This window comes from Sphingomonas sp. AC411, from assembly GCF_979253035.1.
In genome coordinates, this window is sequence record NZ_CEEDAQ010000001.1 from 924,976 (window position 1) to 950,103 (window position 25,128).

Annotated in this window: 19 protein-coding genes and 7 pseudogenes; 10 read left to right on the forward strand and 16 right to left on the reverse strand. The window is 66.3% G+C overall.

What is annotated here, in order from left to right:
- Positions 1 to 158: 158 nt before the first annotated feature.
- Positions 159 to 698, forward strand: a complete 540-nt coding sequence (locus tag AC0IX7_RS04835; protein WP_187502371.1) for a J domain-containing protein — start codon at positions 159 to 161, stop codon at positions 696 to 698.
- Complete coding sequence (locus AC0IX7_RS04840; RefSeq protein WP_471813744.1) at positions 698 to 1,003, forward strand: (2Fe-2S) ferredoxin domain-containing protein; 306 nt, start codon at positions 698 to 700, stop codon at positions 1,001 to 1,003. The genes AC0IX7_RS04835 and AC0IX7_RS04840 overlap by 1 nt, the downstream gene beginning before the upstream one ends.
- A 132-nt stretch (positions 1,004 to 1,135) precedes the next feature.
- On the opposite strand, the gene AC0IX7_RS04845 is transcribed toward AC0IX7_RS04840, so the two are convergent.
- The 8 genes and pseudogenes from AC0IX7_RS04845 to AC0IX7_RS04880 all read right to left on the reverse strand — a co-directional run bounded on the left by AC0IX7_RS04845 (position 1,136) and on the right by AC0IX7_RS04880 (position 4,134).
- Positions 1,136 to 1,543 (reverse strand): SufE family protein, encoded by a 408-nt coding sequence (locus AC0IX7_RS04845; RefSeq protein ID WP_471810734.1) that lies wholly within the window; start codon positions 1,541 to 1,543, stop codon positions 1,136 to 1,138.
- Positions 1,544 to 1,762: 219 nt separating this feature from the next.
- Positions 1,763 to 2,002 (reverse strand): hypothetical protein, encoded by a 240-nt coding sequence (locus AC0IX7_RS04850; protein WP_187502368.1) that lies wholly within the window; start codon positions 2,000 to 2,002, stop codon positions 1,763 to 1,765.
- 12 nt (positions 2,003 to 2,014) lie between these two features.
- On the reverse strand, positions 2,015 to 2,242 hold the full coding sequence (locus AC0IX7_RS04855; RefSeq protein WP_471810735.1) for a hypothetical protein: 228 nt from the start codon (positions 2,240 to 2,242) through the stop codon (positions 2,015 to 2,017).
- Between the two features lie 37 nt (positions 2,243 to 2,279).
- Positions 2,280 to 2,572, reverse strand: a pseudogene (locus tag AC0IX7_RS04860) (hypothetical protein).
- Positions 2,573 to 2,599: 27 nt separating this feature from the next.
- Positions 2,600 to 2,983 (reverse strand): envelope stress response membrane protein PspC, encoded by a 384-nt coding sequence (gene pspC, locus AC0IX7_RS04865; protein ID WP_471810736.1) that lies wholly within the window; start codon positions 2,981 to 2,983, stop codon positions 2,600 to 2,602.
- A 1-nt stretch (position 2,984) separates the two neighbouring features.
- A pseudogene (gene pspB / locus AC0IX7_RS04870) lies at positions 2,985 to 3,257 on the reverse strand (envelope stress response membrane protein PspB); the annotation flags it as partial.
- Between the two features lie 15 nt (positions 3,258 to 3,272).
- Positions 3,273 to 3,938 carry a phage shock protein PspA gene (gene pspA / locus AC0IX7_RS04875; RefSeq protein WP_187502363.1) on the reverse strand — a complete coding sequence of 222 codons (666 nt, stop codon included), beginning with the start codon at positions 3,936 to 3,938 and terminating at the stop codon, positions 3,273 to 3,275.
- A gap of 52 nt (positions 3,939 to 3,990) precedes the next feature.
- A complete protein-coding gene (locus AC0IX7_RS04880; protein WP_181321087.1) occupies positions 3,991 to 4,134 on the reverse strand; it encodes a hypothetical protein in 144 nt (47 codons plus the stop codon).
- Positions 4,135 to 4,305: 171 nt separating this feature from the next.
- On the opposite strand from AC0IX7_RS04880, the pseudogene pspF reads away from it, so the two are divergent.
- Positions 4,306 to 5,341, forward strand: a pseudogene (pspF, locus tag AC0IX7_RS04885) (phage shock protein operon transcriptional activator).
- Positions 5,342 to 5,479: 138 nt separating this feature from the next.
- Here the strand turns inward: pspF and AC0IX7_RS04890 are convergent.
- A pseudogene (locus AC0IX7_RS04890) lies at positions 5,480 to 6,689 on the reverse strand (cation:proton antiporter).
- Positions 6,690 to 6,933: 244 nt separating this feature from the next.
- Here AC0IX7_RS04890 and AC0IX7_RS04895 point away from each other — a divergent pair.
- Positions 6,934 to 7,853 (forward strand): annotated as a pseudogene (locus AC0IX7_RS04895) (right-handed parallel beta-helix repeat-containing protein).
- Positions 7,854 to 8,040: 187 nt separating this feature from the next.
- On the opposite strand, the gene AC0IX7_RS04900 reads toward AC0IX7_RS04895, so the two are convergent.
- Complete coding sequence (locus tag AC0IX7_RS04900; RefSeq protein ID WP_471810737.1) at positions 8,041 to 9,684, reverse strand: alkaline phosphatase family protein; 1,644 nt, start codon at positions 9,682 to 9,684, stop codon at positions 8,041 to 8,043.
- Between the two features lie 108 nt (positions 9,685 to 9,792).
- Between AC0IX7_RS04900 and AC0IX7_RS04905 the strand changes: the two genes are divergently transcribed.
- The 4 genes from AC0IX7_RS04905 (at position 9,793) to AC0IX7_RS04920 (ending at position 15,298) form a co-directional block, all read left to right on the forward strand.
- Positions 9,793 to 11,832, forward strand: a complete 2,040-nt coding sequence (locus AC0IX7_RS04905) for a protein-disulfide reductase DsbD family protein (protein WP_471810738.1) — start codon at positions 9,793 to 9,795, stop codon at positions 11,830 to 11,832.
- Between the two features lie 196 nt (positions 11,833 to 12,028).
- Positions 12,029 to 13,555: a circularly permuted type 2 ATP-grasp protein gene (locus AC0IX7_RS04910; protein ID WP_187502436.1), complete on the forward strand. Its 1,527-nt coding sequence runs from the start codon at positions 12,029 to 12,031 to the stop codon at positions 13,553 to 13,555.
- Complete coding sequence (locus AC0IX7_RS04915; protein ID WP_471810739.1) at positions 13,555 to 14,574, forward strand: alpha-E domain-containing protein; 1,020 nt, start codon at positions 13,555 to 13,557, stop codon at positions 14,572 to 14,574. Before AC0IX7_RS04910 ends, AC0IX7_RS04915 begins: the two co-directional genes overlap by 1 nt.
- Positions 14,489 to 15,298, forward strand: a complete 810-nt coding sequence (locus AC0IX7_RS04920; RefSeq protein ID WP_471810740.1) for a transglutaminase family protein — start codon at positions 14,489 to 14,491, stop codon at positions 15,296 to 15,298. The genes AC0IX7_RS04915 and AC0IX7_RS04920 overlap by 86 nt, the downstream gene beginning before the upstream one ends.
- A gap of 149 nt (positions 15,299 to 15,447) precedes the next feature.
- Here the strand turns inward: AC0IX7_RS04920 and AC0IX7_RS04925 are convergent, their stop codons facing one another.
- Both AC0IX7_RS04925 and AC0IX7_RS04930 read right to left on the reverse strand, forming a co-directional pair.
- Positions 15,448 to 16,224 (reverse strand): arginyltransferase, encoded by a 777-nt coding sequence (locus AC0IX7_RS04925; protein ID WP_471810741.1) that lies wholly within the window; start codon positions 16,222 to 16,224, stop codon positions 15,448 to 15,450.
- Positions 16,225 to 16,363: 139 nt separating this feature from the next.
- Positions 16,364 to 17,623, reverse strand: coding sequence for a threonine ammonia-lyase (locus tag AC0IX7_RS04930; RefSeq protein ID WP_187502354.1), 1,260 nt, complete (start codon positions 17,621 to 17,623; stop codon positions 16,364 to 16,366).
- A gap of 57 nt (positions 17,624 to 17,680) precedes the next feature.
- Between AC0IX7_RS04930 and AC0IX7_RS04935 the strand changes: the two genes are divergently transcribed.
- Both AC0IX7_RS04935 and AC0IX7_RS04940 read left to right on the forward strand, forming a co-directional pair.
- Entirely contained in the window at positions 17,681 to 18,535 is an 855-nt protein-coding gene (locus AC0IX7_RS04935) for an NAD(P)-dependent oxidoreductase (RefSeq protein ID WP_471810742.1), read from the forward strand.
- Between the two features lie 179 nt (positions 18,536 to 18,714).
- Positions 18,715 to 20,334, forward strand: coding sequence for an amidohydrolase (locus tag AC0IX7_RS04940; protein WP_471813745.1), 1,620 nt, complete (start codon positions 18,715 to 18,717; stop codon positions 20,332 to 20,334).
- Positions 20,335 to 20,352: 18 nt separating this feature from the next.
- Here the strand turns inward: AC0IX7_RS04940 and AC0IX7_RS04945 are convergent.
- The 4 genes and pseudogenes from AC0IX7_RS04945 to AC0IX7_RS04960 form a co-directional block, all read right to left on the reverse strand.
- Positions 20,353 to 21,241 (reverse strand): annotated as a pseudogene (locus AC0IX7_RS04945) (acyl-CoA thioesterase).
- Positions 21,242 to 21,363: 122 nt separating this feature from the next.
- Positions 21,364 to 22,492: pseudogene (locus tag AC0IX7_RS04950) on the reverse strand (acyl-CoA dehydrogenase family protein).
- A 138-nt stretch (positions 22,493 to 22,630) separates the two neighbouring features.
- Positions 22,631 to 23,809 (reverse strand): acyl-CoA dehydrogenase family protein, encoded by a 1,179-nt coding sequence (locus AC0IX7_RS04955; protein ID WP_471810743.1) that lies wholly within the window; start codon positions 23,807 to 23,809, stop codon positions 22,631 to 22,633.
- A 4-nt stretch (positions 23,810 to 23,813) separates the two neighbouring features.
- Positions 23,814 to 25,118 carry an amidase family protein gene (locus AC0IX7_RS04960; RefSeq protein WP_471810744.1) on the reverse strand — a complete coding sequence of 435 codons (1,305 nt, stop codon included), beginning with the start codon at positions 25,116 to 25,118 and terminating at the stop codon, positions 23,814 to 23,816.
- Positions 25,119 to 25,128: the final 10 nt, after the last annotated feature.

The following is a 25,128-nucleotide window of genomic DNA, read 5'->3' on the forward strand; positions in this document are numbered from 1 at the left end:
ACAAATAGTTCATGTTCAGTAAGCGATGAACGGTGACTGACTCAAGGTGGAATGTCGCGGCGCGGACGATTGGTGCCGAACGGGTCGATTTCGGTGTCGACCAGCTAATACTCGGTGCGCGGTTGCGTTGTCGGCGGGGACGCCTATCTCGGGCCGCTATGGCGAGAAGCACGACACGTTCGTCCGATTGGGGATTTCCGCGCTGGCGCGAGTATGGCGCGAGCTCCGAAGCGGTGACCGTTCGGCTGTGCGATCGGCATGGCTGCAACGAGCCGGGCAATTGTCCGGCGCCGAAATCGCCGAACAGTCCGGACCGCTGGTATTTCTGCATGCACCATGCCGGCGAATATAATCGCGGCTGGAATTACTTCGAAGGATTGAGCGCGGAAGAGGCCGCCGAGCGCGAGGCTGCCGAAACGCGGACCGCTGACGGGTATACCGATCCTAAGCATTACGCCTGGGCCGGGTCTGGCGACGGCAGCCGGTCGCGCGACGAGATGCGCGCGTTGGAAGTGCTGGACCTGGAACCCGACGCGACGTTCGAGGATGTCCGCGCGGCGTGGCGGCGGATGGCGAAGGCGAACCATCCGGATGTGCGTCCCGGCGATAAGGACGCGGCCAAACGCTTCCAGGGCGTGCAGGCGGCATATGAGGTGCTGAAGGCGGCCGAGGATCAGCGGACGTGGAAGCCGGCGTGATCCGCGTTCTTGCCAGCCGCTGGCAGGGAAGCGTTCTAGTCTGCGGGAAGTGTTCGAAGAAGCTTGGTGGCGGGTTTGGCGAGAAGGGGCGTACGCCGCTGGTCAAGCTGTTGCGTCAGGCGCTCGGCGTGAAGAAAGGTCGCAAGGCTGATCGCGGGGTCGTCGAGGTGAAGTGCCTCGGGGTGTGTCCGAAGAACGCGGTGGTGATGGTGGATGGCGCGCGGCCCGACCGGTGGATGCTGGTGCCGGCGGGGGCGGATGTCGGCGAGGTTGTGCAGACGCTTACCGGACCCGACTCTGCCTGAGCGATCCTCCCCCGTAAGGGGGAGGTGGCTGGGGCTTGCCAGACGGAGGGGGAGGAGAGTGCAACCGCTGCTCCGTGTCCTCCCCCTCCGTCGCCTTCGGCGCCACCTCCCTGGCGGGGGAGGATCGAAGTTTTACCCCGCGTAGCGCTCGGCCGTTTCCCGGATCAGCGCGATCATGTTCGGAATTCCCTGCGTCCGGTTCGAACTCAACTGCTTGCTCAGATCGAACGGCGCTAGTTCCGCCTTGATATCGGTCGCGACGATTTCGCCGGGCGCCTGATCCTGCACCGTCAGCAAAACCAGCGCGATGATCCCCTTGGTGATCGCGGCGTTCGAGTCCGCCAGGAAATGCAGCCGGCCATCGTCGGTGGTGGTCGGATACACCCACACCGACGCCGAACATCCGCGCACCAGCGTCGCATCGGTTTTCAGCGCATCCGGCATCGGTTCGAGGTCTTTGCCGAGATCGATCAGCAGGCGGTAGCGATCGTCGGGTTCGAGGAAGTCATATTCCTCGCGGATGTCGGTGAGGGTGGCCATGGGGTGGTCGATTACGCCGGTGAGGGGCCACTCGCAACAGTCCGTCCGGTCATACTCGTGGACCTGAGCCACCTACGTTACCCGAAGCCCAATCGCGCCGCCCTAAGCCCATTTCCGTCACCCCAGCGAAAGCTGGGGTCTCATCATAACGGGGAGACCCCAGCTTTCGCTGGGGTGACGGGTGACGGTCGGGGGATGCCGGGGGCGGCGCGGGATGTTTTAAAGATCCACCCCGGCGGCGATCGCCTCGAGCTTCTTGATGCGCTCCTTCAGGTCGGCGATCTCGATCCGCGATCCTGTCGATACCGCGACCGGCATGCCGCCGTCGTGCATCTGGCCCAGCTCCATCCGCCGCAGCGAGAGCCAGCCGCGCCATCCCGCCAGCCCGCCGGCGACGATCATCGCCAGCCCCGCAAGGCTCGCCAGCGCCAGGATGATATAGACGTTGGGTTCGATCATGTCCGCCTCCTGTTAGCGGTCGCGGAGCCGCTCGATCTCTCGGTCGAGATCGACGCTCTTGTGGTTGTCGGTGATCACGCGCTCCAGCACCTGGATGCGCTCCTTCATCTGCTGCACTTCATCGCGCAATCGCAGGGCGTCGATGCTGTCGACCGGGCTCTGCGGGATGTTTTCCATCGCGCAGTAACGAGCAGTCAGGACCCTGGCGACCATCACGATCAGGACGATGCAGACGACCATGGAAAAGGATTCATCGATACTCTCCAACGTCGTGGGCTTAGCGGTGGCGAAGCGCTTCGATTTCGCGCGCGGTACGCTCGGCGGGATCGGTAGCGATGCGTTCGAGGACCGCGATCCGTTCCTCGAGACGGAAACCTGCCCGGTCAGTCGCTCATTCTCGCTGCTGAGCAGTTCGACCTGCCGCTCGGCATTGGGCTCGCGCTTCATCGTTCTGCCCCAATCGTCGCTCGGTGCGTAACCGTGTCGTGCACGGATCCAGTTGTTGATCACCCACCCCGCCGTCGAGATCGCGATGATCGCGATGACAAATAAAGGTTTACCCCAGTCCATCGTCGGTCTCCCAATAGATGCCGCGTCTCAGCGCAGGCTGTCGATCTCTGCCGCAAGGCTGGTGCTATTGCGGCTGGTGTAATGCGTCTCGATGTCGGCGAGGCGGCGGTCGATGTCGCGGAACTTGCTCCGGACCTCGGCGGTCGAGCGCTTCGGGTTCGAGCGGACACCCTGCCAGAACTTCGCGTCGTCGGGCGTCTCGTACAGCCCGATTGGCTTGGCGTGCCCCATCCAGGCGACCAGCCAATAGGCGAGCAGCGTCCAGGGAAAGCCGCCGGCGAGCGTGAGCACGACCATCGCGACGCGGACGAAGAGCACGTCGATCCCGGTATAATCGGAGATCCCGGCGCAGACGCCCTTCCACTTGGCATTCTGCTTATCGAGGTAAAACTGGGTGCGCCTGCCGGACATTTCAGTTCCTCCGATCAGAAGTGCGGTCGGATTGCTGGTCCGACAGATATGGCGATTGCGTGGTGCCTAGGCCCGGCTTCCAGTCCGGATTGTCGGCGGCGATAATCCGTTCGACGGTCATCACGCGGTCTTCGAGGCGGCGGGCGAGCATCTGCATCTCGTCGAGCAGCTTCTCGTCTTCTTCGGTGATCCGCGGCGCCTGCTTCCACTTGGTGATGTAGTGCAGGATCACCCACGGGAGCCCGATGAACAGTACCGCGCAGACGAGAACGGGGTCAGGTCATCCATCTCAATCGTCCTTCTTCATGCGCGCCTTGAGCGCGGCGAGCTGGGCGTTGACCTTGTCGTCGCTGCGCAGTTCGGCGATTTCCTCTTCGAGCGTCTTAACGACGCCGAGCCCCATCGCGTCCGCGCGGCCCTCGGCCTCGTCGACGCGGCGATCGAGGATCTCGAAGCGGCTGAACGCCTCGTGCGTCTTCGGGCCGTTGTACATTTCCCGAAGTCGCGTCCGGTTGTTCGCGCTCTCGAGCCGGGTCTGCACCGCGTTCTGCTTGGTGCGCGCCTCGCGGAGCTTGGTCTGGAGTTTGGCGATGTCCTCTTCCGACGCACGGAGCGCATCGTCGAGCACGCCGACCTCGGCCTTCAACTGCTCGGCCATGTCGAACGCCTTCTGACGCTCGACCAAGGCAGCCTTGGCGAGGTCCTCGCGGTCCTTGCTCAGCGCCAGTTCGGCCTTCTCGGTCCAATTGTCCTGAAGCTGCTCCAGCTTCGAGATATGGCGGCGCATCTCCTTCTGGTCGGCGATGGTGCGCGCGGCGGAGGCGCGAACCTCGACCAGCGTCTCCTCCATCTCGAGGATGATCATGCGGATCATCTTCGACGGATCTTCGGCCTTCTCGATGAGATCGGCGAAGTTGGCGGCGACGATGTCGCGGGTGCGGGAAAAGATGCCCATGTAAATCCTACTCCAGGGGTCGGCCCGAGGCTCTCGGGGAGCCGTCGGGGTCTTATGCCACGATTGCGGTATGGACCGCGATGGGCGTTGCGTTGGTTGCGATCGCTGGGCCGACTGCGCCGAGGACGCAGGTTGCGCTGACGACGATGGTGCAGAGGGTGGCGGCGACGGTGCGGGCGATGTTGGTATTGAACATGGTGGGTCCCCTTGAGGTTGGTTGGTTCCGCTATTCAGCGGGTTGCCTCAAGCATTGCATCTGTCGTGCCAGTTTTGAAAATGGCCGAATTGCAGGGGTTTGCGCGATTTTCCGTGTTGAGCGCCGCCCGCAAGCTTGCCAAGAGTTGGGAATTCGCGCCACATCTTCGCCATGGAGCGAACCACACAGGTCATCGGCGAATCCGGCACGTTCATGGCAGCGCTGGAGCGCGCGTCGCGCGCGGCGGCTTTGACCGACCTGTGCTGGTGATCGGCGAACGTGGTACGGGCAAGGAGCTGGTCGCCGAGCGCCTGCATCGCCTGTCGCCGCGGTGGGACCAGCCGCTCGTCATCATGAACTGCGCGGCGCTGCCCGAGACGCTGATCGAGGCGGAATTGTTCGGGCATGAGGCGGGCGCGTTCACCGGTGCGACCAAGGCGCGGGTAGGGCGGTTCGAGGAGGCCGATGGGGGACCTTGTTCCTCGACGAACTGGGGACGCTGTCCATGGCGGCGCAGGACCGCCTGCTCCGTGCGGTCGAATATGGCGAGATTACCAGGATCGGGTCGTCGCGGCCAATGCGCGTCGACGTGCGGATCGTGGCCGCGACCAACGAGCATCTTCCCGACAAGGTGGATCGGCACGAGTTCCGCGCCGATCTGCTCGACCGGTTGTCGTTCGAGGTCGTCACATTGCCCCCTTTACGCGCGCGGACCGGCGACGTGGTGGTGCTTGCGGAGCATTTCGGGCGGCGGATGGCGTCCGAACTGGGCCGTGAGCGCTGGGAGGGCTTTGGCCCCGTGGCGATGGACGCGCTGACCGCATACCGCTGGCCCGGGAACGTCCGTGAGTTGCGCAACGTCGTCGAGCGCGCGGTGTATCGCTGGGAACAGGCCGGGCCGATCGATGCGATCGAGATCGACCCGTTCCAGTCGCCGCATCGGCCTGGGGCTTCGACCGCGCCGAAGCCCGCGGCCGTAACCCCGCAACCGGCCGAAGCGGAGGATAGCGAAGACCCGGTCGTCGCCTGCGAGGAAGGCCCATCGGACTTCAAGTCCCGCGTATCCCGCTTCGAACGCGACCTGCTGTCCCGCGCGCTGTCCGAACACCGCTTCAACCAGCGCGCCACCGCCGAGGCGCTGGGCCTGAGCTACGACCAACTCCGCCACGCGCTGAAGCGCCACGACCTGCTCAACGCGGGAGCTTGAGTCGCAGTGCTTCCCTCCCTGGAAGGGAGGGGCCGGGGGCGGCTTCCGCATCGTGAAACGTCGGCGGCATGAGCTGGCCGACCCACCCCAACCCCTCCCTTCCAGGGAGGGGCGAAGAAGATGTACCGCCGGGCAGCGTCAGCCGCTCTTCCCAACCAGCCCCGCCAGCTTCTTCAACTTCGGCGCAACCATCGGCACGGTCAGCATCGTGCTCGCCAGCGCCATCAGCAGCAGCGCGGTGAACGTCTCGTTGGTGATGATCTTCTTATCGAGGAGGATGTTGACGAAGATGATCATGATCAGCGCCTTGGTCTGAAGCAGCCAGCCGATCGCCGACGCCTCGCCGGGCCGCCATTTCAGGATCCGCCCGGCGGCGTGCACCCCCGCCAGCTTGCCGCCGACCGAGGCGACCAACAGCAGCGCCGCCGCGCCGAACACCGCAAAGCCACCGACCGCCCACTGCGTCTTCAACCCCGTCGACAGGAAGAACACCGGCATCACCGCGAGCAGCACGAAGTGACGGAACTGGTCCATCTTCGCGGTCGTGAACCATTTCGAGATCAAGCACCGCGCCGGACAGGAACGCGCCGACCATGAAGTGCAGCCCCGCCCAGTCCGCCGCGAATCCGCAGCCCGCAAGCCAGATCAGGCTGACATACCAGCGGTCGCGCTCCTCGATCATCCCCATCAGTTTCCGCACGATCAACGTCGCCACGGCGAACCCGACCAGGAAGCCACCCTGCCGTCCGACGCGCTCCCAATCGAGCAAGATCAGCGCGAGCACGCCCCAGATCGCGATGTCGTCGAGGCTGGCGTAGCGCAGGATGCGCTGGCCGATCGGCTGGCGCAGCACGTCGAGCTTTTCGAGGAACAGCACAAGGATGGGGAGGGCGGTGACCGCGCAGGCCATGCCGATGCCGAGCACCACCTGCCACATCGCGCCGTCCGGTCCGCGCCAGCCGAGGTATTGCAGCATCAGCGTCGCAGCGATGCTGCCGGTCATCAATGGCACCGCGAGCGCGAGCCCTGCGGTGACGCCGGTCTCGGCGCGCCGCTTCCACGCCTCGCCGAGATCGAGTTCGATCCCCGCGACCCAGACGAACATCATCACCGCCCACCATGCGATGCCGTTGAGCGAGCCCATCGTCGCGGGGGTGAAGATCGTCGCATAATAATCGGGATACGCCGCGCCGAGCACGCCCGGCCCGAGCAGGATGCCACCGATGATCTGCACCACCACCAGCGGCGCCCAGTAATCGGTCCGCCCGAGCCGCCACACCAGATACGGCACGGTGAAGATGATGAGCATCGCAAGGAGGAAGACCTCCGTCGGCGTCATGGCGTGCATGTGATCCCCCGCGTCCGGTCGGTTCCCCCGCCGGCTTCGTTACGGTAGCGGTATTATGCTGCGCGGAGAGCCGCGGCAATACGCGGCTGTGTCTCCGGGGCGTGCCGTGACTGACCCTCCACCCTTGCGCCATTCCGGGACAGGTAGGGCGCCGGGGACCGTTGGGTGCGCTGGGCAGCGATGGTATTCGCGAGCAGCACTAGGCCCGCGGCGCGCACGCACCGGGACCGCGAGGGGATTTACCATGAAACGATCGTTGCTTGCGCTGACGCTGCTGTCCGTACCGTCGCTGGCACAGACCAACGCGCCGTTCACCGTCAACGGTCGCGGGTTCGGCTCGCTCCAGGACGCGGTGTCGTCGATCCAGCAAGGGACGGCGACGATCCTGATCGCGCCGGGTACGTATCGGCAGTGCGCAGTGCAGGCTGGCGGGCACATCACCTTCAAGGCGGTGCAGCCGGGCACCGCGATCTTCGAGAGCGTCGCGTGCGAGGGCAAGGCGGCGTTCGTCCTGCGTGGGCTGGGCTCGGCAGTCGATGGCATCGTCTTCCGTGGCTACAGCGTGGGCGACGGCAATGGTGCGGGTATCCGGATCGAGATGGGCAACCTCGCGGTAACGAACTCGATGTTCCTCAACAGCCAGGAAGGCATATTGGGCGGTGGGCCCACGACCAAGCGGATCACGATCGATCGCTCGACCTTTTCCGGGCTGGGCCAGTGCGACGTGTCGCCGGGCTGCTCGCACGCGATCTACCTCGCCAACGACGGCAGCGTGACGGTGACCAATTCGCGGTTCGAGCGCGGCACCGGCGGGCATTACGTCAAGCTGCGCAGCCCGACGGTGACGATCACCGACAACAGCTTCGACGATACGGGCGGGCGCAAGACCAACTACATGATCGACCTGTCCGATGGCGGCACCGGCCTGATCGCGCGCAACACGTTCGTGCAGGGCACGCACAAGGAGAATCACAGCGGGCTGATCGTCGTCGCCGCGGAGGCGAAGACGTATCGCTCTACCGGGTTGCGGATCGAGGCGAACGATGCGCGGCTGTCGCCGGGGACACGACCAGCCCTGCATTCGTAGCCAATTATAGCCGCGACAAGCTGGCGATCGGCGCGAACCGGCTGGGGGCCGGGCTGCGGGCGTTCGAGACGCGGTGACGGAACTGTCTGATACCACCACGCCATCCTGACGAAAGTCAGGATCTACAGCCACTCAGGAGGGGGCAGGATGACGGGCGAAGGGGAAGGCGTTATGCTCGAGCAAGAGATTGTTCTCCCGCGAAGGCGGAGCCCAGACTGGACTCCCGCCTTCGCGGGAGAACATACTACGCGAGCGAGACCTGCCTCAATTCGGGCAGGTGCTCGCAGCCCCCGGATCGAGATCGAGGCACCGTCCGTCCAGCCCGTTCACTGGCAACCCGATCGTCGCCGCCAGAGTCGGCACGATGTCGACCGTCTCGACCGACAGCGGCTGCTCGAACCCGCTCATCCCCTTGCGCCAGAACAGGATCGGCACGCGGCGGTCGTAATCCCACGGCGAGCCGTGCGTCTCGACATAGCCGCCCGCCGGCGACACGATCGTCGTCACGCGCGGCTTGAGCAGTACCACCAACTGCCCCGACCGATCCGGATCGAACGACGCCCGCGCGCGCTCGATCAGCGTCCAGTTTTCGGGTGGGGTCTTCGCCATCGGCGTCGCCATGATCTCGGCGGCGGAGTACGCCCCCGCGATCTGCGGCAGCGCGCGATAGCGGCGCAGCGCCTCGGCGAGCACCTTCGCGCGGGTCTTCTCCGGCAGCGTGTCGGCGATATACACGTCGCCCTCGGTCCCGAGCAGCACGCTGCCCGACAGCCCCATATCCTTGGCGATCGCGGTGCCGACCTGCTTGGCCAGCACGTTCTCGTCCATGTGCGCCTCCATCGGCATCGCGCGCTGCTGCTGGCGCTCGGTCGCATCGTGCGCGCCGTGATCAGCGGTCAGCACGACCTCGTAATCCACCCCGGTCTCGTCCATCACGTTGAAGAAATCGCCGAGCGTCTTGTCGAGCTGTGCCATCTGGATGCACATTTCGGAGCCCTGCGTGCCGTAGGTATGCCCGATATAATCGGTTGCCGACGCGCCGATGTCGATGATGTCGGTCTGCGGGCCCTTGCCGAGTTTCATGTCCTGGACGAGCGCGGCAGCCATCGCGAACACCGCCGCGTCGGACGCAGGCGATACGCGGAAGCCCTTCGCATCGCCCGCCTCGCGTTCGAAGCGTCCCTGACCGTAGGTCTTGCCCGCGATCACGATCGGATGGTTCACGCCTGCGCAATAGCCCGGCAGCGGCAGCGCCGCCTGCGGCTTGGCGATCAGCGCGGCGACCGCGTCGCGCGTGCGCTGCACCGCCGGCGGCACAGCACGCCCTGCATAGGAGACATAGGTCTTGCCGTCCCACCACCAGAGCTCGTCGACCTTGTGGCCGCCCATCATCACCGCCGCGCGATCCTTCCCCGCGACCGACACAGAGCGCGTCCGCGGATCGCGCGCCTTCATCATCTCGCCGAGCGTCGGCACCTTCAGGTGCATGTCGGACACGGTGTAGCTGTCGTGCGTGCTGCCTGTGACGCGCTCGTCCTCCGAGCAATAGACGATCTTGTCGGGCCGTCCCGCGCGCTGGTCGACCCAGTTGTTGGCGATGATCCCGGTATGCGCGGGCCGCATGCCCGTCAGGATCGTCGAATGGCCGGGGCACGTCTCGGTCGCCGCGTGGCTCTGGTACCCGCTCGGAAACACCGCGCCGTTAAGCAGCCGGGTGAAACCGCCGGTGTAATGGTTGCGATATTGCTGGAACAGGTCGGCGGCGAACTGGTCGACCGAGATCGCGACGATGAGCTTCGGCGGAGTCGTCGGAGTCGGGGCAGGCGACGCGGCTGTCGGCGCTGGTGAAGTCTGGGCGGATACCGATGCGGCCGTCGTCAGGAGCAGGGCGGCGATAAGTGCTTTCACGAACAGTCCTTTAGCCAGCGACGTCCCTCGAACGAGGCCGTCGCTTTGAAGTGCAATACGACAAGGTCACCGCTATGGCTTTGCGCGATGAACGACACAAGGATGGCCATGCGCAGTTTACGTTGCGTCCTGATGACGGTCTTGCTGACCGTGTGCGGGCTGGCAAGTGCGCCCACGTTTGCGGAATCGCTCAACGGCTCGAGCCAGCATCTGATGATGAAGCTGGTCGCCGAGAGCGATCACCCCAAGGCCGGCGCACCGCTGACGATCGCGCTGGCGACGACGCCCGAAACCGGCTGGCACGGCTATTGGCGCAACCCCGGCGACGCGGGTTTTCCGGCGACGTTCGACTGGACCTTGCCCGCGGGCGCGAAGGCGGGCGAGCCCGAATGGCCGGTGCCGACGACGCTGCTGATCGCGGGCCTGATGAACTATGTGTACGAAGCGCCCTATGCGCCGCTCGTGACGATCCAGGTTCCGGCGGGGCTGGCGGCGGGGACGAAATTCCCGATCCGTTTGAAGACGAGCTATCTTGTGTGCTCGGCGACGATCTGCGTGCCCGAGGAAAAGGCGCTGTCGCTCGACCTGACGATCGGCGACGGCGCGCCGTCGCAGGCGGCGGCGTTCGCCGGCTGGCGGCAGGCGATCCCGAAGCCGCTCGATGCCGGCGCGACCTATGCGGCGAGCAACGGGACGATGCGGATCGCGGTCCCGTTCCCGGCGAGCGCGAAGGCGGACAAGGCGTATTTCTTCCCCCTCACCACCGGCGTAATCGAGAACGGCGCCGCGCAGAAAGTGACCCGCGACGGCGACCGGCTGACGATCGAGACGAAGGTCGCGGCCAACGCGAAGACCGGCGGACAGATCGAGGGCGTGCTGCGGATCGGCGACGGGCAGGGGCTGGGCGTCAAGGCGACTCCCGGCGCCGTGGTCGGCAGCAGTTCGAGCACGGAGACCAGCGAAAGCATCTGGCTGACCGCGCTGATCGCGTTCGCGGGCGCGGTGCTAGGCGGATTGATCCTTAACATCATGCCCTGCGTCTTCCCGATCCTCAGCCTGAAGGCGCTCAGCCTCGCGCGCGGCGGTGCAAGCGAGAAGGACGCGCGCGGGGAGGCCCTGGCCTACACCGCGGGCGTCGTGCTGGTATGCCTCGGACTCGGCGCGGCGATCCTGGCACTTCGTGCAGGCGGCTCGGCCGTCGGCTGGGCGTTCCAGTTGCAGCATCCGGCGGCGATCGTCGTCCTGTTGCTGTTGAGCGTGGCGATCGCGTTCAACCTTGCCGGGCTGTTCGAGGTGCCGACGCCGCGCTTTGCCGGCGAGAGCGGCGCGAGCGGGGCGTTCGCGACCGGTGCGCTCGCGGCGTTCATCGCTACGCCGTGCACCGGGCCGTTCATGGGCGCGGCGCTCGGCGCGGCGCTGGTGCTGCCGTGGCCGGCGGCGCTTGCCGTGTTCGGCGGGCTCGGGATCGGCTTGTCGCTGCCGTTCCTCGCGATCGGGTTCGTGCCCGCGTGGCGGCGGTGGTTGCCGAAGCCCGGCGTGTGGATGGAAACGTTTCGCCACATCCTGTCGGTGCCGATGTTCCTGACCGCGATCGCGCTCGGCTGGGTGCTGGGGCGCCAGACCGGGGTGGATACGCTGACGCTCGCGCTGGTCGCGGTGCTGGCTGTCGGCGCAGTGCTCTGGGTCGGTGGCACCCGGCAGCGCAAGGGCAAGTCGTTCGGCGTCGCGGTACAGGTCGCGCTGGCCGTGGTGTTCGTCGGCAGCGCGGTTCTGATCGCGCGCGCGCCGCCGGCGGCGGCCAAGGTCGCGACCGCTGGGGACGAGCCATTCACCGAAGCAAAGCTCGCCTCGTTGCGGGCGGAAAAGCGTCCGGTGTTCGTGTATTTCACCGCCGACTGGTGCCTGACGTGCAAGGTCAATGAGAAGGCCGCGATCGACACGGCGGGCGTTCGCGACGCGTTCGCCAAGCATAAGGTGGCCGCGCTGATCGGCGACTGGACCGACGGCGATCCGGTGATGGGCCGCTTCATCCAGGCCCACAACCGTGCCGGTGTGCCTTTGTACCTGTACTACGCGCCAGGTGCCGCCGAGCCGACCGTGCTGCCGCAGGTCCTGACGCCGGGCTTGCTCGAAGGGCTGGGCGCCTAAGCGGATTCCCTCCCTGGAAGGGAGGGTTAGAGTGGGTCGGCCCATTGGCTGGCGTGGCAACCGCCTCAAGCCAACCCACTCCAGCCCCTCCCTTCCAGGGAGGGAGCAGGTCAATCAGTCATATTCTTGACTTGTGCAGCGCAGCGAAGCGTTGCAGCATGGAACCGTAACGCTTGATGGGGAATTGACCGTTCCGATGGGGAAACAGGCGTTCGACGAAATCATGGGGACGCCGGGCGATACGACCGCTCGTCCCGAACTTGCGGCTCTCGGGCATTGGATCGAGGAGACGCCCGACGCCGAGCTGCGCCGTCGGCAGGAAGCCGCCGAGACCACGTTCCGCCAGCTCGGCATCACCTTCGCGGTGTACGGCGAGAACGAAGCGGCCGAGCGGATCATCCCGTTCGACATCGTGCCCCGCGTATTCCTCCACGACGAATGGACCCGCCTGTCCGAAGGCCTCGTCCAGCGCGTCGAGGCGATCAACGCATTCCTCAACGACATCTATGGTGAGCGGCGCATCCTGAAGGAGGGCATCCTTCCCGAGGACCTCGTGCTCGGGAATGCGCAGTTCCGCCCCGAAATCGCCGGCATCCGCCCGCCGCACGGCGTGTGGGCGCATATCTGTGGGATCGATCTGGTCCGCACCGGGCCCGACGACTTCTTCGTCCTCGAAGACAATGCTCGCACGCCGTCGGGCGTCAGCTACATGCTCGAGAACCGCGAGGCGATGCTCCGGCTCTGCCCCGAGCTGTTCCGCGAGTTCCGCGTCGCAGCGGTCGACAGCTATCCCGACCTGCTGCTCGAGACGATGAAATCGGTCGCGCCGCACGGTACGGGTTCGAATCCGACCTGCGTGCTGCTGACACCCGGCCACTATAATTCCGCCTATTACGAGCACAGCTTCCTCGCGGACTCGATGGGAATCGAACTCGTCGAGGCCGCAGATCTGGTGGTCGACGATGATATCGTCTGGATGCGGACGATCGCGGGGCGAGTGAAGGTCGACGTGATCTATCGTCGGATCGACGACGATTATCTCGATCCGCTCGTGTTCCGTCCTGACTCCGCACTCGGTGTGCCGGGGCTGATCGCAGCCTATGCGGCAGGTAACGTCGCGATCATGAATGCGCCGGGCAACGGCATCGCCGACGACAAGGCGATCTACAGCTACATGCCCGACATTGTGAAATTCTACTCTGGCGGCGAGTGCAAGCTGCGCAACGTCGAGACTTGGCGCTGCCGCGAACCGCAGGCGCTGAAGTACGTGCTCGACAATCTCGAGGACGTCGTCGTGAAGCTGGTCGACGGCTCGGGCGGCTACGGCATGCTGGTCGGGCCGACCGCTTCGAAGCAGGAGATCGAGGATTTCCGTGCCGCGCTGATTGCCGAGCCGCATCGCTACATCGCGCAGCCGACGCTGGCGCTGTCGACCGTCCCGACGATGGCCGATGGCGGCCTGTCCCCACGCCACGTCGATTTCCGTCCCTTCGTGCTGAGCGGGTCGAAGGGCGTGCAGGTGGTCCCTGGCGGTCTTACCCGCGTCGCGCTGAAGGAAGGCTCGCTGGTAGTGAACTCCAGCCAGGGCGGCGGGACCAAGGACAGTTTCGTCCTGATGAAGGATCAGTCGCAGCGGATGGGAGCGGGCGGGATGACGCAGACGATGGGCGGCATGTCGCAGACGCTCGGCACGATCCTGCCGTCGCCGGGAGCGAATAGCTGATGCTCTCGCGTACCGCATCGTCGCTCTACTGGCTCGGCCGCTATTTCGAACGTGCCGACTTCATTGCAAGACTGGTCGAGGCCACGGTGCGTCTAGACGTCCTGTCGTCTCAGCCTGCGGGCGAGGCGGCCTGGGCCTCCGCGCTCGCCGTCACGGAGACCGAGGAGCCGTTCGCGACGCTCGGCGGCAATCTCAGCCAGACCGAAGTCGTGCGCTTCCTGACGCTCGATTCGAGTCATCCCGGCTCGATCGTCCGCTGCGTCGACATGGCGCGCAACAACGCGAAGGCAGTCCGCACCGCGCTGACCCGCGAGGCCTGGACCGCGATCAATCGCGCGTGGCTGCTGTTCGAGAACCGGACGACGCCGCGCAGCACGACCGACCAGCTGAACCTGGTCGAGGCGGTGAAGACCGAGACGCGCGGGTTCGAGGGCGCGGTGCACCGGATGCTGCGCAACCAGACGACGTGGTTCATCCGGCTCGGCCAGGCGGTCGAGCGCGCGGACAACACCGCGCGACTGCTCGACGTCAAATACCATATCCTGTTGCCCGAGGGCGAACGGCTCGGCGGGGCGATCGATCGCGACCAGTGGACGACGATCCTCCAGACCGTGTCCGCGGTGACCGCCTATCGTTGGCTCTACAATGACGGGCTGCGCCCTGCCGACGTGATCGACCTGCTGCTTGCGCGTGCGGAATTGCCGCGCAGCCTGGCGGCGTCGGTCGAGGAGACGGTCGACGTGCTCAATTTGCTGGCGAAACGCACGGGCAATCACGGGGAGGCGGACAGGATGGCACGAATGCGCGCATCACGCATGGCCAAGACGCGATCGGGCGAGGTCATCGCCTCGGGACTGCACCAGTTTCTACAAGCCTTCATCGCCGAGAATGCGCTGCTCCACGGCGCGATCGGCCGCCAGTTCAAGTTCCATAATGCGGTTGTCGATCGATCATCACACGATCTACCGCTTCACCCAGCCGCAGGGCCGGCTCGTCCAGATGCTTCGGCTGACCCCTGAGAACACGCATGACCAGACCGTGGCGTCATGGCGGATCGACGTCGATTGCGACGCGCGGTTGCGGCCGGGACGCGACGGTTTCGGCAACGCGGTGACGATGCTCTATGCCGAGGGGCCGGTCGACGGGATCGAGATCACCGTCAAGGGCGAGGTGCTGACCAGCCACTCGGACGGCGTGCTGCGCGGCGTGCACGAGACGTTGCCGCCTGCGTTGTTCCTGCGTGCGACCGAGGCTACGGCGCATGATGCCACGATCGCAGAGTTCGCCGCGGATGCCGTGGTCGGCGCGCGCGACCGGATCGGCGCGCTGCACCGGCTCAATCGGGCTTTGCACCAGCAGTTCGTGTTCGATGCCGGCCGCCCCGAGCCGGGTCTCACCGCGGGTGCCGCGTTCCGCAAGGACAGCGCCACGCCGCGCGACATGGCGCAGATGTTCGCGGTCGCCGCGCGGTCGCTGGGGGCGCCGGCACGCTATGTGTCGGGCTATCATCACACTGATTTCGAGGTGGTGCATTTCCCTACCCCGCATGGCTGGGCGGAGGCGCATGTCGACGGGCTTGGCTGGGTCGGGTTCGATCCGTGCACGGGGATGTCGCCCGAGGAGCATTACGTGCGGGTTGCGATGGCGCTCGATGCGGCCGGGGCGGCACCGGTTGCTGGCTCGCGGCTGGGTGAGGGTGGCGAGGAGCTCGACGTCGACGTGGTCGTTCAGCGCGAGGACTGATTGCAGTCAGGCTCGGTAGCGTTTGGGATCGTGTGCGCGACTCAAAACATTGTTTCCCCGCGAAGGCGGGGACCCAGACTGGGCTTCCGCCTTCGCGGGAGAACAAGAAGTAGAGTGCAACGGATCAACACTCGGGCTAGCAAACTGCTTCAAACCAGCGCCGCAACCCGTTCCGGCTGCGTCACCAGATCGGCCTCAGTCAGCCGCCGCCAGCCCGCCGGCCCCAAGACCTCCAGCGGCCGGTACCGCGTCTTGTATTCCATCCGCGGTGAGCCCTTCACCCAATAGCCGAGATACACGAACGGCAGCCCCGCATCGCGCGCGCGGAGGATGTGGTCGAGGATGATGAAGTTGCCCAGCCCCGGCCGGTTCGCATCGTCGGCGGCGAAGAAGCTGTAGACCATCGACAGCCCGTCCGCCTGCCGGTCGGTCAGGCACGCGCCGATCAGCCTTCCCTGCACACCATCGACCGAAGGTTCGCGATATTCGACGATCAGCGAATTGACCGGCGAATGCTCGATCATGTCGGCATAGTCGTCCTCGTCCATGCCCGCCATGCCGCCGCCCGGATGGCGCGTGCCGAGATAGCGGCGGAGCAACTGGAACTGCTCGTCGGTCGCCCAGGCCTTGCACGCCGTGATCTCGATATCACCGTGCCGCCGCAGCAACTTGCGTTGCGTCGCGTTGGGCACGAAATCGCCCGCGACGATCCGGACCGACACGCACGCGGTACAGGCCGCGCAGGACGGGCGATACGCCACGCCCTGGCTGCGACGAAAGCCGATCCGCCCGAGCGCGTCGTTCAGCTCGCCGGCATGCGGCCCGGTCAGTTCGGTGAACACCTTGCGCTCCTGCCGGCCCGGCAGATACGGGCACGGGGACGGGCTCGTGACGAAGAAGCGCGGAAAACGAAAAGGCGCAGTCACCGAACCAAATGTCCTTCAGGCAGGCGGGGGAGCCGCGGTTTCGACATATGGTCGTAACGCACGCTACTGAAAAGCGGGTTTACCACGATAGAGCGTTAACGCCGTAAATTACGGCGCTACCGCAATAATCGCGGATAGGTCAGGCGAGTTCGACGGTCGACGTCTCGTACCCGCCGGCGCGCAACGCCCCCACCAGCCGGTCGAGATGCGCGCGGTCGCGGAGTTCGCATTCGATATCGGTGATGAGGCCCTTCGCCGGCAGCGTCGTGAAGACGCGCTGGTGATAGATCTCGATGATGTTGACGCGTTCCTGGTCGAAGATCCGCGCGACGTGGAACAGCGCACCGGGCTTGTCCTGCAACCGGATCCGCAGCCGCGCGAGACGACCAGACCGCGCCAGATCGCGCAACAGCACGTTGGCGAGCAGCCGCGTATCGATGTTACCGCCACACAGCACGATGCCGACGGTCTTCCCCGCGAACCGCTCGGGATGCGACAACAGCGCCGCGAGCCCGGCCGCACCCGCGCCCTCGACCACGGTCTTCTCGATCTGGAGCAGCAGGCTGACCGATTCCTCGAGGCTGCGCTCGCTGACCAGCACGATGTCGTCGACCAGCTCGGCGACGATCTTCGCGGTGATCGCGCCCGGCTCCTTGACCGCGATGCCCTCGGCCAGCGTATCGCCCGCACACGCCATGTCGGTGCCGTTGATGCGGTTGTACATCGACGGGAACAGCTCGGCCTGCACGCCGACAACCTCGATCGGGTGACCACCGGGCGCTTCGCTCAAAGCCCGCGCGACTGTCGACATGCCCGAGATCAGCCCGCCGCCGCCGATCGGGATAACCAGCGTGTCCAGTTGCGGCACGTCCTCCAGCATCTCGATCGCGACGGTGCCTTGCCCTGCAATGACGCGGGGGTCGTCGAACGGGTGGACGAAGGTGAAGCCGCACTCGCCTTCGAGGATGCGGGCGTGCGCATAGGCCGCGTCGAACGTCTCGCCGTGGAGGACGACGTTGGCGCCGTGCCCTTCGGTCTGCATGACCTTCACGGTCGGCGTGTTGGTCGGCATCACGATGGTCGTCGGGATGCCCAAGCGGTTGGCGTGATAGGCGAGGCCCTGCGCGTGATTGCCGGCCGAGGCCGCGATGACGCCCTTGGCGCGCGCTTCGGCCGACAGCTGCAACAGCGTGTTGAGCGCGCCGCGCTCCTTGTACGCCGCGGTGAACTGCAGGTTCTCGAACTTAAGATACACCGTCGCGCCGGTCATCTTGCTCAGCGTCTTGCTGATCAGCGTCGGCGTGCGGACGATCGAGTCGCGGATCCGGTCGTGCGCGACGCGGACGTCGTCGATCGAGACGGGGAGGGTGGGTGCCGCTACGGCAGCTTGGGTAGCCATGTCCGACCCGCTAGACCATCTGGCGCGCGTGGGAAACACCGCTTATGCGCGGAGGCTATGGCAAAACTGGCATTCATCGGAACCGGCGTCATGGGCGCGCCGATGGCGGGGCATCTCGTCGCGGCAGGGCACGACGTCACCGTCTATAATCGGACTCAGGCCAAGGCGTTGGCATGGGCCGATAAATATGGCGGCTCGGTGGCGGAAACGCCCGCCGCCGCGGCGAAGAATGCCGATGCGGTATTCGCGTGCGTCGGCAATGACGACGATCTTGCCTTAGTCACGTTAGGCGAGGACGGTGCGTTCGCGGCGATGCGCGACGAAGCGGTGTTCGTCGATCACACCACCGTCTCCGCCTTGATCGCGCGGCGACTGGCGGGCGAGCGGGCGCTCGTGGTCGACGCGCCGGTGTCGGGCGGGCAGGCTGGCGCGGAGAACGGCAAGCTCTCGATCATGTGCGGCGGCTCGGCCGAGGCGATGGCGAAGGCCGAACCGTTCATGCAGGCCTATGCTTTGCGTGTGGTCCATGTCGGCGAGGCGGGCGCGGGCCAGACCACCAAGATGTGCAACCAGATCGCGATCGCCGGGGTGATCCAGGGCGTCGCCGAGTCGATCCGGTTCGCGCAAAACGCCGGACTCGATCTCGACAAGGTGTTCGAGGCGATCTCGGGTGGTGCGGCGCAGAGCTGGCAGATGGTCAACCGCTGGCCGACGATCGCGAAGGACGAGTTCGATTTCGGATTCGCGGTCGACTGGATGCGCAAGGATCTCGGGCTGGCGCTCGACGAGGCGCGGCGCAACGGCGCGGTGCTGCCGGTCGCGGCGCTGGTCGATCAGTTCTACGCGGATGTGCAGGCTATGGGTGGCGCTCGGCAGGATACGAGCGCGCTGGTACGGAGATTGCCGAAGTGATTAAGCGCGACACCGCAGCTTGCCTTCTCCCTGGAAGGGAGGGCCGGGGTGGGTTGGCCCGTTGTCCAGGCGTCACGCTGCCCCAACTGGCCGACCCACTTCAACCCCTTCCCTTCCAGGGAGGGGCGCAGCATAGCGCTTTCGGCGCTGCTCCTCCCGACCCCGCGCTCGCGGACGGGATCGTCGACAACGTCAACGGCATCACGGTCGCCGACGGTGGCCGCGTGATCCACTTCAAGGCGATCCTGATCGACAAGGACGGCAAGGTCACGCGGCTCGTGCCGCCGGGCGAGGAAGCGCCCAAGCTCAGCCGCAAGGAATTGAAGAAAAACGCGGGCAAGCCGCTCTACGACTGGCGGATCGACATGGGCGGCAAGACCGTGCTGCCGGGCTTCGTCGACGCGCATGGCCATGTGATCGAGATGGGTTTCGGCGCGCTGTCGCTCGACCTGTCGATGACCAAGTCGCTCGAGGAGGCGAAGTCGCGGATCGCCGCCTATGTCGCCGCCAATCCCGATCGGAAATGGGTGATCGGGCGCGGCTGGAACCAGGAGGCCTGGGGACTGGGTCGCTTCCCGACGGCCGCGGATCTCGACTCCGTCTCGGGCGGGCACCCGATCTGGCTGTCGCGCGCCGACGGTCATGCCAGCTGGGCGAACCGCGAGGCCATGCGCGAGGCTGGCGTCACCGGCGCGACCGTATCTCCGGCAGGTGGGCGCATCGAGAAGACCGGCGGCGCGCCTGCGGGCGTGTTCGTCGATGGCGCGCAGGCGTTGATCGAGAAGGTCGTCCCACAGCCACTCCCCAAGGAGCGCGACGCCGCCTTCCTGACCGCGCAGAGCATCCTGCTGCGCTACGGCGTCACCGCGGTCGCCGACATGGGCACGACGCTCGACGACTGGCTGACCTATCGCCGGATGGCGGACATCGGCGGGCTTCGCGTCCGTATCATGAGCTATGCGCTGGGCGTCGAGACCGCGAGCCGGATCGGCGGCAAGGGGCCGACGCCGTGGCTCTACAATGATCGCCTGCGGATGGGCGGCGTGAAGCTGTACGCCGATGGTGCACTGGGATCGCGCGGCGCGTGGCTGTTGAAGCCCTATGTCGACGCGCCCGGCCAGTCGGGGCTGGGTTTCGTGACCGACGACCAGCTCCAGAACCAGATGAGCCGGGCGGCGATGGACGGCTATCAGGTCGCGGTCCATGCGATCGGCGACAGGGCCAACCAGATGGTGCTCGACGCGATCCAGGTCGAGAGCGAGACCTATACCGGCGACCGCCGCTGGCGGATCGAGCATGCGCAGGTCGTCGATCCGACCGACCTGCTGCGGTTCGGGAAGTTCGGCACGATCGCCTCGATGCAGCCGACGCACGAAACCAGCGACCGGACGATGGCCGAGGCACGGCTCGGGCCGAACCGCCTGGCGGGCGCCTATGCGTGGAAGTCGATGTTGACCAACGGCGCCAAGCTTGCCTTCGGCACCGACTTCCCGGTCGAGAAGCCCGATCCGTTCGCAACCTGGGCCGCGGCGTTCACGCGTCAGGATGCCGACGGGCAACCGCAGGGTGGCTGGCAGCCGCAGGAACTGATCACGCGCGAACAGGCGTGGTGGGCGATGACCGGCGCGGCGGCCTATGCCGGGTTTGCCGATAAGCAGTTCGGTGCGCTCGCTCCCGGGCAGCGTGCGGACTTCATCATAGTCGACCGTGACCCGACGATGGCGTCGCCGACCGACCTGCGCGGCACCGTCGTCCAGGAAACCTGGATCGGCGGCGAGAAGGTCTGGACGCGCAAGTAACCCCGACGATGTACGGGGCTATTTGCGCATCCGGATAAGCCCTTCCTGCGCGACGCTCGCCACGAGGCGGCCATCGCGCGCGAAGATCTTGCCGCGGTTGAAGCCGCGCGCGTGGCCTCGACCAGGGGCTGTCACAGGCGTAGAGCAGCCAGTCGTCGGCGCGGAAATCCTCGTGCAGCCAGAGCGAATGGTCGAGGCTGGCGGTCTGCAGCCCCGGCGTGATCCAGTTCTTGCCATGCGGCAGGAGCGCCGTGCCGAGCAGCGCCATGTCCGACGCATAGGCCAGGATCGCACGGTGCATCGCCGGATCGTCGCCGATCGGCGCGACCAAGCGGAACCAGTTGGCATAGTTGGGCTCCTGCGGGGCTGGATGGATCCAGCTGCGCGGGTTGACCGGGCGCACCTCGATCGGCCGCCAGCGGAGCATGTGCGCGCGGAATTTCTCGGGAATGCCGTCGATATTCTCGAGCCGCAGGTCGCGGTCCGAGCGGAGCGTTTCGGGGGCCGGCACGTCGGGCATTGCGTCCTGATGGTGCAGGCCTTCCTCCGGCATCTGGAACGACGCCGCCATGTTGAGGATCGGCTGCCCCTTCTGCATCGCGATCACGCGCCGCGTCGCGAAACTCCGGCCCTCGAAATCGCGCACGACGCGATAGACGATCGGATAGTCCTCGTTCCCCGGCCGCATGAAATACGCGTGCAGTGAATGCGCGGCCTTGGGGCTTTCGGTCGAGCGCTGTGCGGCCTGGAGTGCCTGCGCGATCACCTGCCCGCCGAACACGCGGCCGACTCCGCCGGGCTGGCGCTTGCCGACGTAGAGATCGGTGTCGACCTCCTCGATTTCGAGCAGGCCGACGAGACCTTGGGCGAGTGCTTCGGGCGAGGTATCGGCAGTATTTGAAGTCATACATAGTTACCTTGTTCCCGGCGGAGGCCGGGGCCCAGTTGGGAAGGCCGCAGTAACGGAGCACGGCGCCACACCGCAAGGTCCCCCAACTGGACTCCGGCCTCCGCCGGGGAACGGTAAGGTCAATACCCCGCCGCTACTGCCAGCTTGTCCGCGTGAAAGTTCGCATCCCCAAACATCTCCGCCAGCACCCGCGCGCGCTTCATGTAGAAGCCGATGTCGTATTCGTCGGTCATGCCGATGCCGCCGTGCATCTGGATGCCCTCCTGGACGCTGAGCGTGGTCGCCAGCGCGGTCATCGCCTTGGCCACCGAGACCGCTTCGTCCGCCCGCTCGCTCCCCTGATCCAGCAGCTGCTGCGCCTTGAGCACGGCGGCCCGCGCGACCTCCATTTCCGAATACAGATGCGCGGCACGGTGCTGGAGCGCCTGGAAGCTGCCGATCAGCGTCCCGAACTGCTTGCGCTCCTTCATGTAGCCGATTGTCATGTCCATTGCCCCGCCACCGACGCCGAGCAGCTCCGCGGACGCACCGGTCCGGCCTGCGCGCAGGAGGCGATCGAGCGGCGTGCGACCGGCATCGACCTCGCCGATCACCGCGTCCGCATCGACCTCGACGCCCTCGAACTCGAGCCGCGCGGCCAAGCTCGAATCCGCGAGGCGTTCGGCGTTTGCCGTCAGCCCTGCGGCATCCTTCGGCACCGCAAACAGCGTGATACCGTCCGCGTCGTTATCCGACTCCCGCGGTGCGCGCCGCGACGATGATCAGGTCGGCGGTGTGGCCGTGCGTTACGAAGCGTTTGGCGCCGGTCAGCTTGAAGCCGTTGCCCGAGCGTTCGGCCTTCATCGCCACCGTGTCGCGGTGTTTGGCGGCTTCGTCGATTGCGAGTGCGGCGACGGTGTCGCCCGCGATAATACCCGGGAACCAGCGTTCCGCCTGACCCGTGCCCTTGAGCGCCTCGACTGCCGCGACCGCGGTCGAGAGAAACGGGGAGGGTGACAGGTTCCGCCCGATCTCCTCCAGCACCACGCCGGCCTCGACATGGCCGAGCCCGAGCCCGCCATGCTGCTCTCCGATCAGGATGCCGGTAAAGCCCATCTCCGCGAACTGCTTCCACAGGTCGCGCGAGAAGCCGGTCTTGTCATCGGCGTCGCGCAGCGCGCGCATGTGGCTGACCGGCGCGTGTTCGGCGACGAAATCGCGGATGGTGTCCTGAAGAACGGTCTGGTCGTCGTCTAGATACAATGGCATTTCTTCGTCCTTCTACTCCCTCGCCCCGTCGGGGAGAGGGTAGGGATGAGGGGCTGTTGGGTCGGATCGTCCGAGCCTCATTGCCCCTCACCCGCCTGCGCTTCGCTGCGGCACCCTCTCCCCGAAGGGGCGAGGGAATTACGCAGGCAATTCCAAGATCCGCTTGGCGACGATGTTGAGCTGGATCTCGCTCGTCCCGCCCTCGATCGAGTTCGCCTTGGTCCGCAGCCACGACCGCGGGACCGCCCCGCCGCGCGACCGCTCGCTGTCCCATTCGAGCGCATCCGATCCGCCTGACGCCATCATCAGCTCGTACCGGCTCTTGTTCAGCTCAGTGCCGTAGTATTTCATCATGCTCGGCTGGGCGGGATGCGCCTTGCCCGCCTTCAGCTCGTCGATGAACCGTTCGGACATCGCTCCGAACGCCTTCGCGCGCACCTCGAACAGCGCGATCGCCGCGCGCAGCAGCGGATCGGCGAGGCGCACGCCCTCAAGCCCCAGAGTGGCGATCGCGCCGTCGATCAGCGGATTGCCGCCGCTCGACGCCAGGCCCATCCCCGAGATCATCTCGCGCTCATGCCCGAGCAGGTATTTCGCGACGTCCCAGCCCTTGTTCTCCTCGTAGACGCGGTTGACCTTCGGCACCTTCACATTGTCGAAGAACGTCTCGCAGAACGGCGAATTGCCGCTGATCAGCAGGATCGGCTTGGTCGACACGCCGGGCGAGGCCATGTCGAACAGCACGAAGCTGATCCCGCCCTGCTTCGACGTCTTGTCGGTCCGGACGAGGCAGAAGATCCAGTCGGCCTTGTCGGCATAGGAGGTCCAAACCTTCTGGCCGTTGACGAGATAATGGTCGCCCTTGTCCTCCGCCGAGGTCGCAAGCCCGGCGAGATCGGACCCCGCATTGGGCTCCGAATAGCCCTGGCACCAGCGGATCTCGCCGCGCGCGATCTTGGTCAGGTGATCGAGCTTCTGCTCCTCGGTGCCATATTTCAGCAGCGCTGGCCCGAGCATAGATATCCCGAACGAATTGAGCGGGTTGCGCGCCTTTATTGCCGCCATCTCTTCGCGCAGGATCTTGGTCTCGGCGGGCGACAGACCGCCGCCGCCATACGCCTTGGGCCAGTCGGGCACGGTCCAGCCCTTGGCCGCCATCTTGTCGAGCCATTCCTTTTGCGCAGGGTGCGACGGCTTGAACTGGCGGCCGCCCCAGCAGACGTCGTCCTCCGAGCGCACGGGTTTGCGCATCTCGGGCGGGCAGTTTTCCGCGAGCCAGGCGCGGGTTTCGGACCGGAAGGTGTCGAGGTCGGACATCGGATCAGCTCCTGCTTAATCGGTGGGCGAGCGCGGCGACGGCGATCGCGTCGTGGTCGCGGTGACGGTTGGTAATGACCTGCACGCCGATCGGCAGGCCGCGCGGGTCGGTCCCGACGGGCACGCTGGTCGCGGGCAGATTGGGGAAGGTGGCGAGCCCCGCCCAGGCGAACTGGACACCGAAGGGGGTATCCTCGCCGTCGATCGACAGCGTCCGTCGCGCGACGTTGCGTTCGGCGATGTGCGCGAAGGCGTTCACCCCGCTGGCCGGCGCGATCACCGCGTCGAACTCTTCGAACAACGCACCCCAAACGCGTTGCATCCGCGCCTGCGAATCGAGCAGGTCGAACCAGTGCGACAGCGTCGCGACCTTGCCGTCACGCGCCGGGCCGCCGCGGGTCATCGCGATGCCGAGCATTCGCATGTAGTCGGCGTGTTGCGCGGCGAGGTCGATTGGTGGTTCGGCATGTGAAACGGTTGCGCCAGAGCGGCCCAGCGCCTCGCCGACATGCTCGATCGCCGAGACGATCGACGCATCAACGCGCGCCGACGGATGCGCCGTCAGCAGCAGGATACGCGGCCGTGCGAGGTCGATGCTCGCGCGTGGCAAAGGCAGATCGGCGAGGATATCGAGCGCAACGGCCAGATCCTCGGGATTGCGCGCGAGCGGGCCGATCACGCCGAGAACCGCGCTGGCCCCATCCGTCCCCGGCACGCGGTGGCCGAGGTCCGACAGCGCGCTATAGGTCGGCTTGTGACCCCAGACGCCGCAGAACGCGGCCGGAACGCGGATCGAGCCGCCGATGTCCGAGCCGAGTTCGAGCGGCACCATGCCCGACGCGAGCGCCGCCGCGGCACCGCCCGACGAGCCGCCGGGCGTCAGCGTCGGATCGAGCGGATGGTTGGTCCGGCCGTAGATCGGGTTGTCCGCCTGCCAGTCGCTCAACCGCACCGGCACGTTGGTCTTGCCGAGGATCACCGCGCCCGCCGCCTTCAACCGCGTGACGGCCAAGGCATCGCTGTCGACGACATTGTCGCGGTGGACCCCGACGCCCCAGCTGGTCGGCAGGCCGGCGACGTCGAACGATTCCTTGACCGTCATCGGCACGCCGAACAGCGGCCGGTCATCGGGACCTTCCGCATCGAGTGCGCGTGCAGCCTCGCGCGCCCGCGCGAAATCGCGGACGACGACGGCGTTGATCGCACCGTCGCGCGCCTCGATCCGCGCAATCGCCGCGTCGCATTCGGCGAGCGCGGTCGTCTCGCCCGCACGGATCGCCGCCGCGGTCTGGAGCGCAGACCGCTCCATCAGCGTGCGA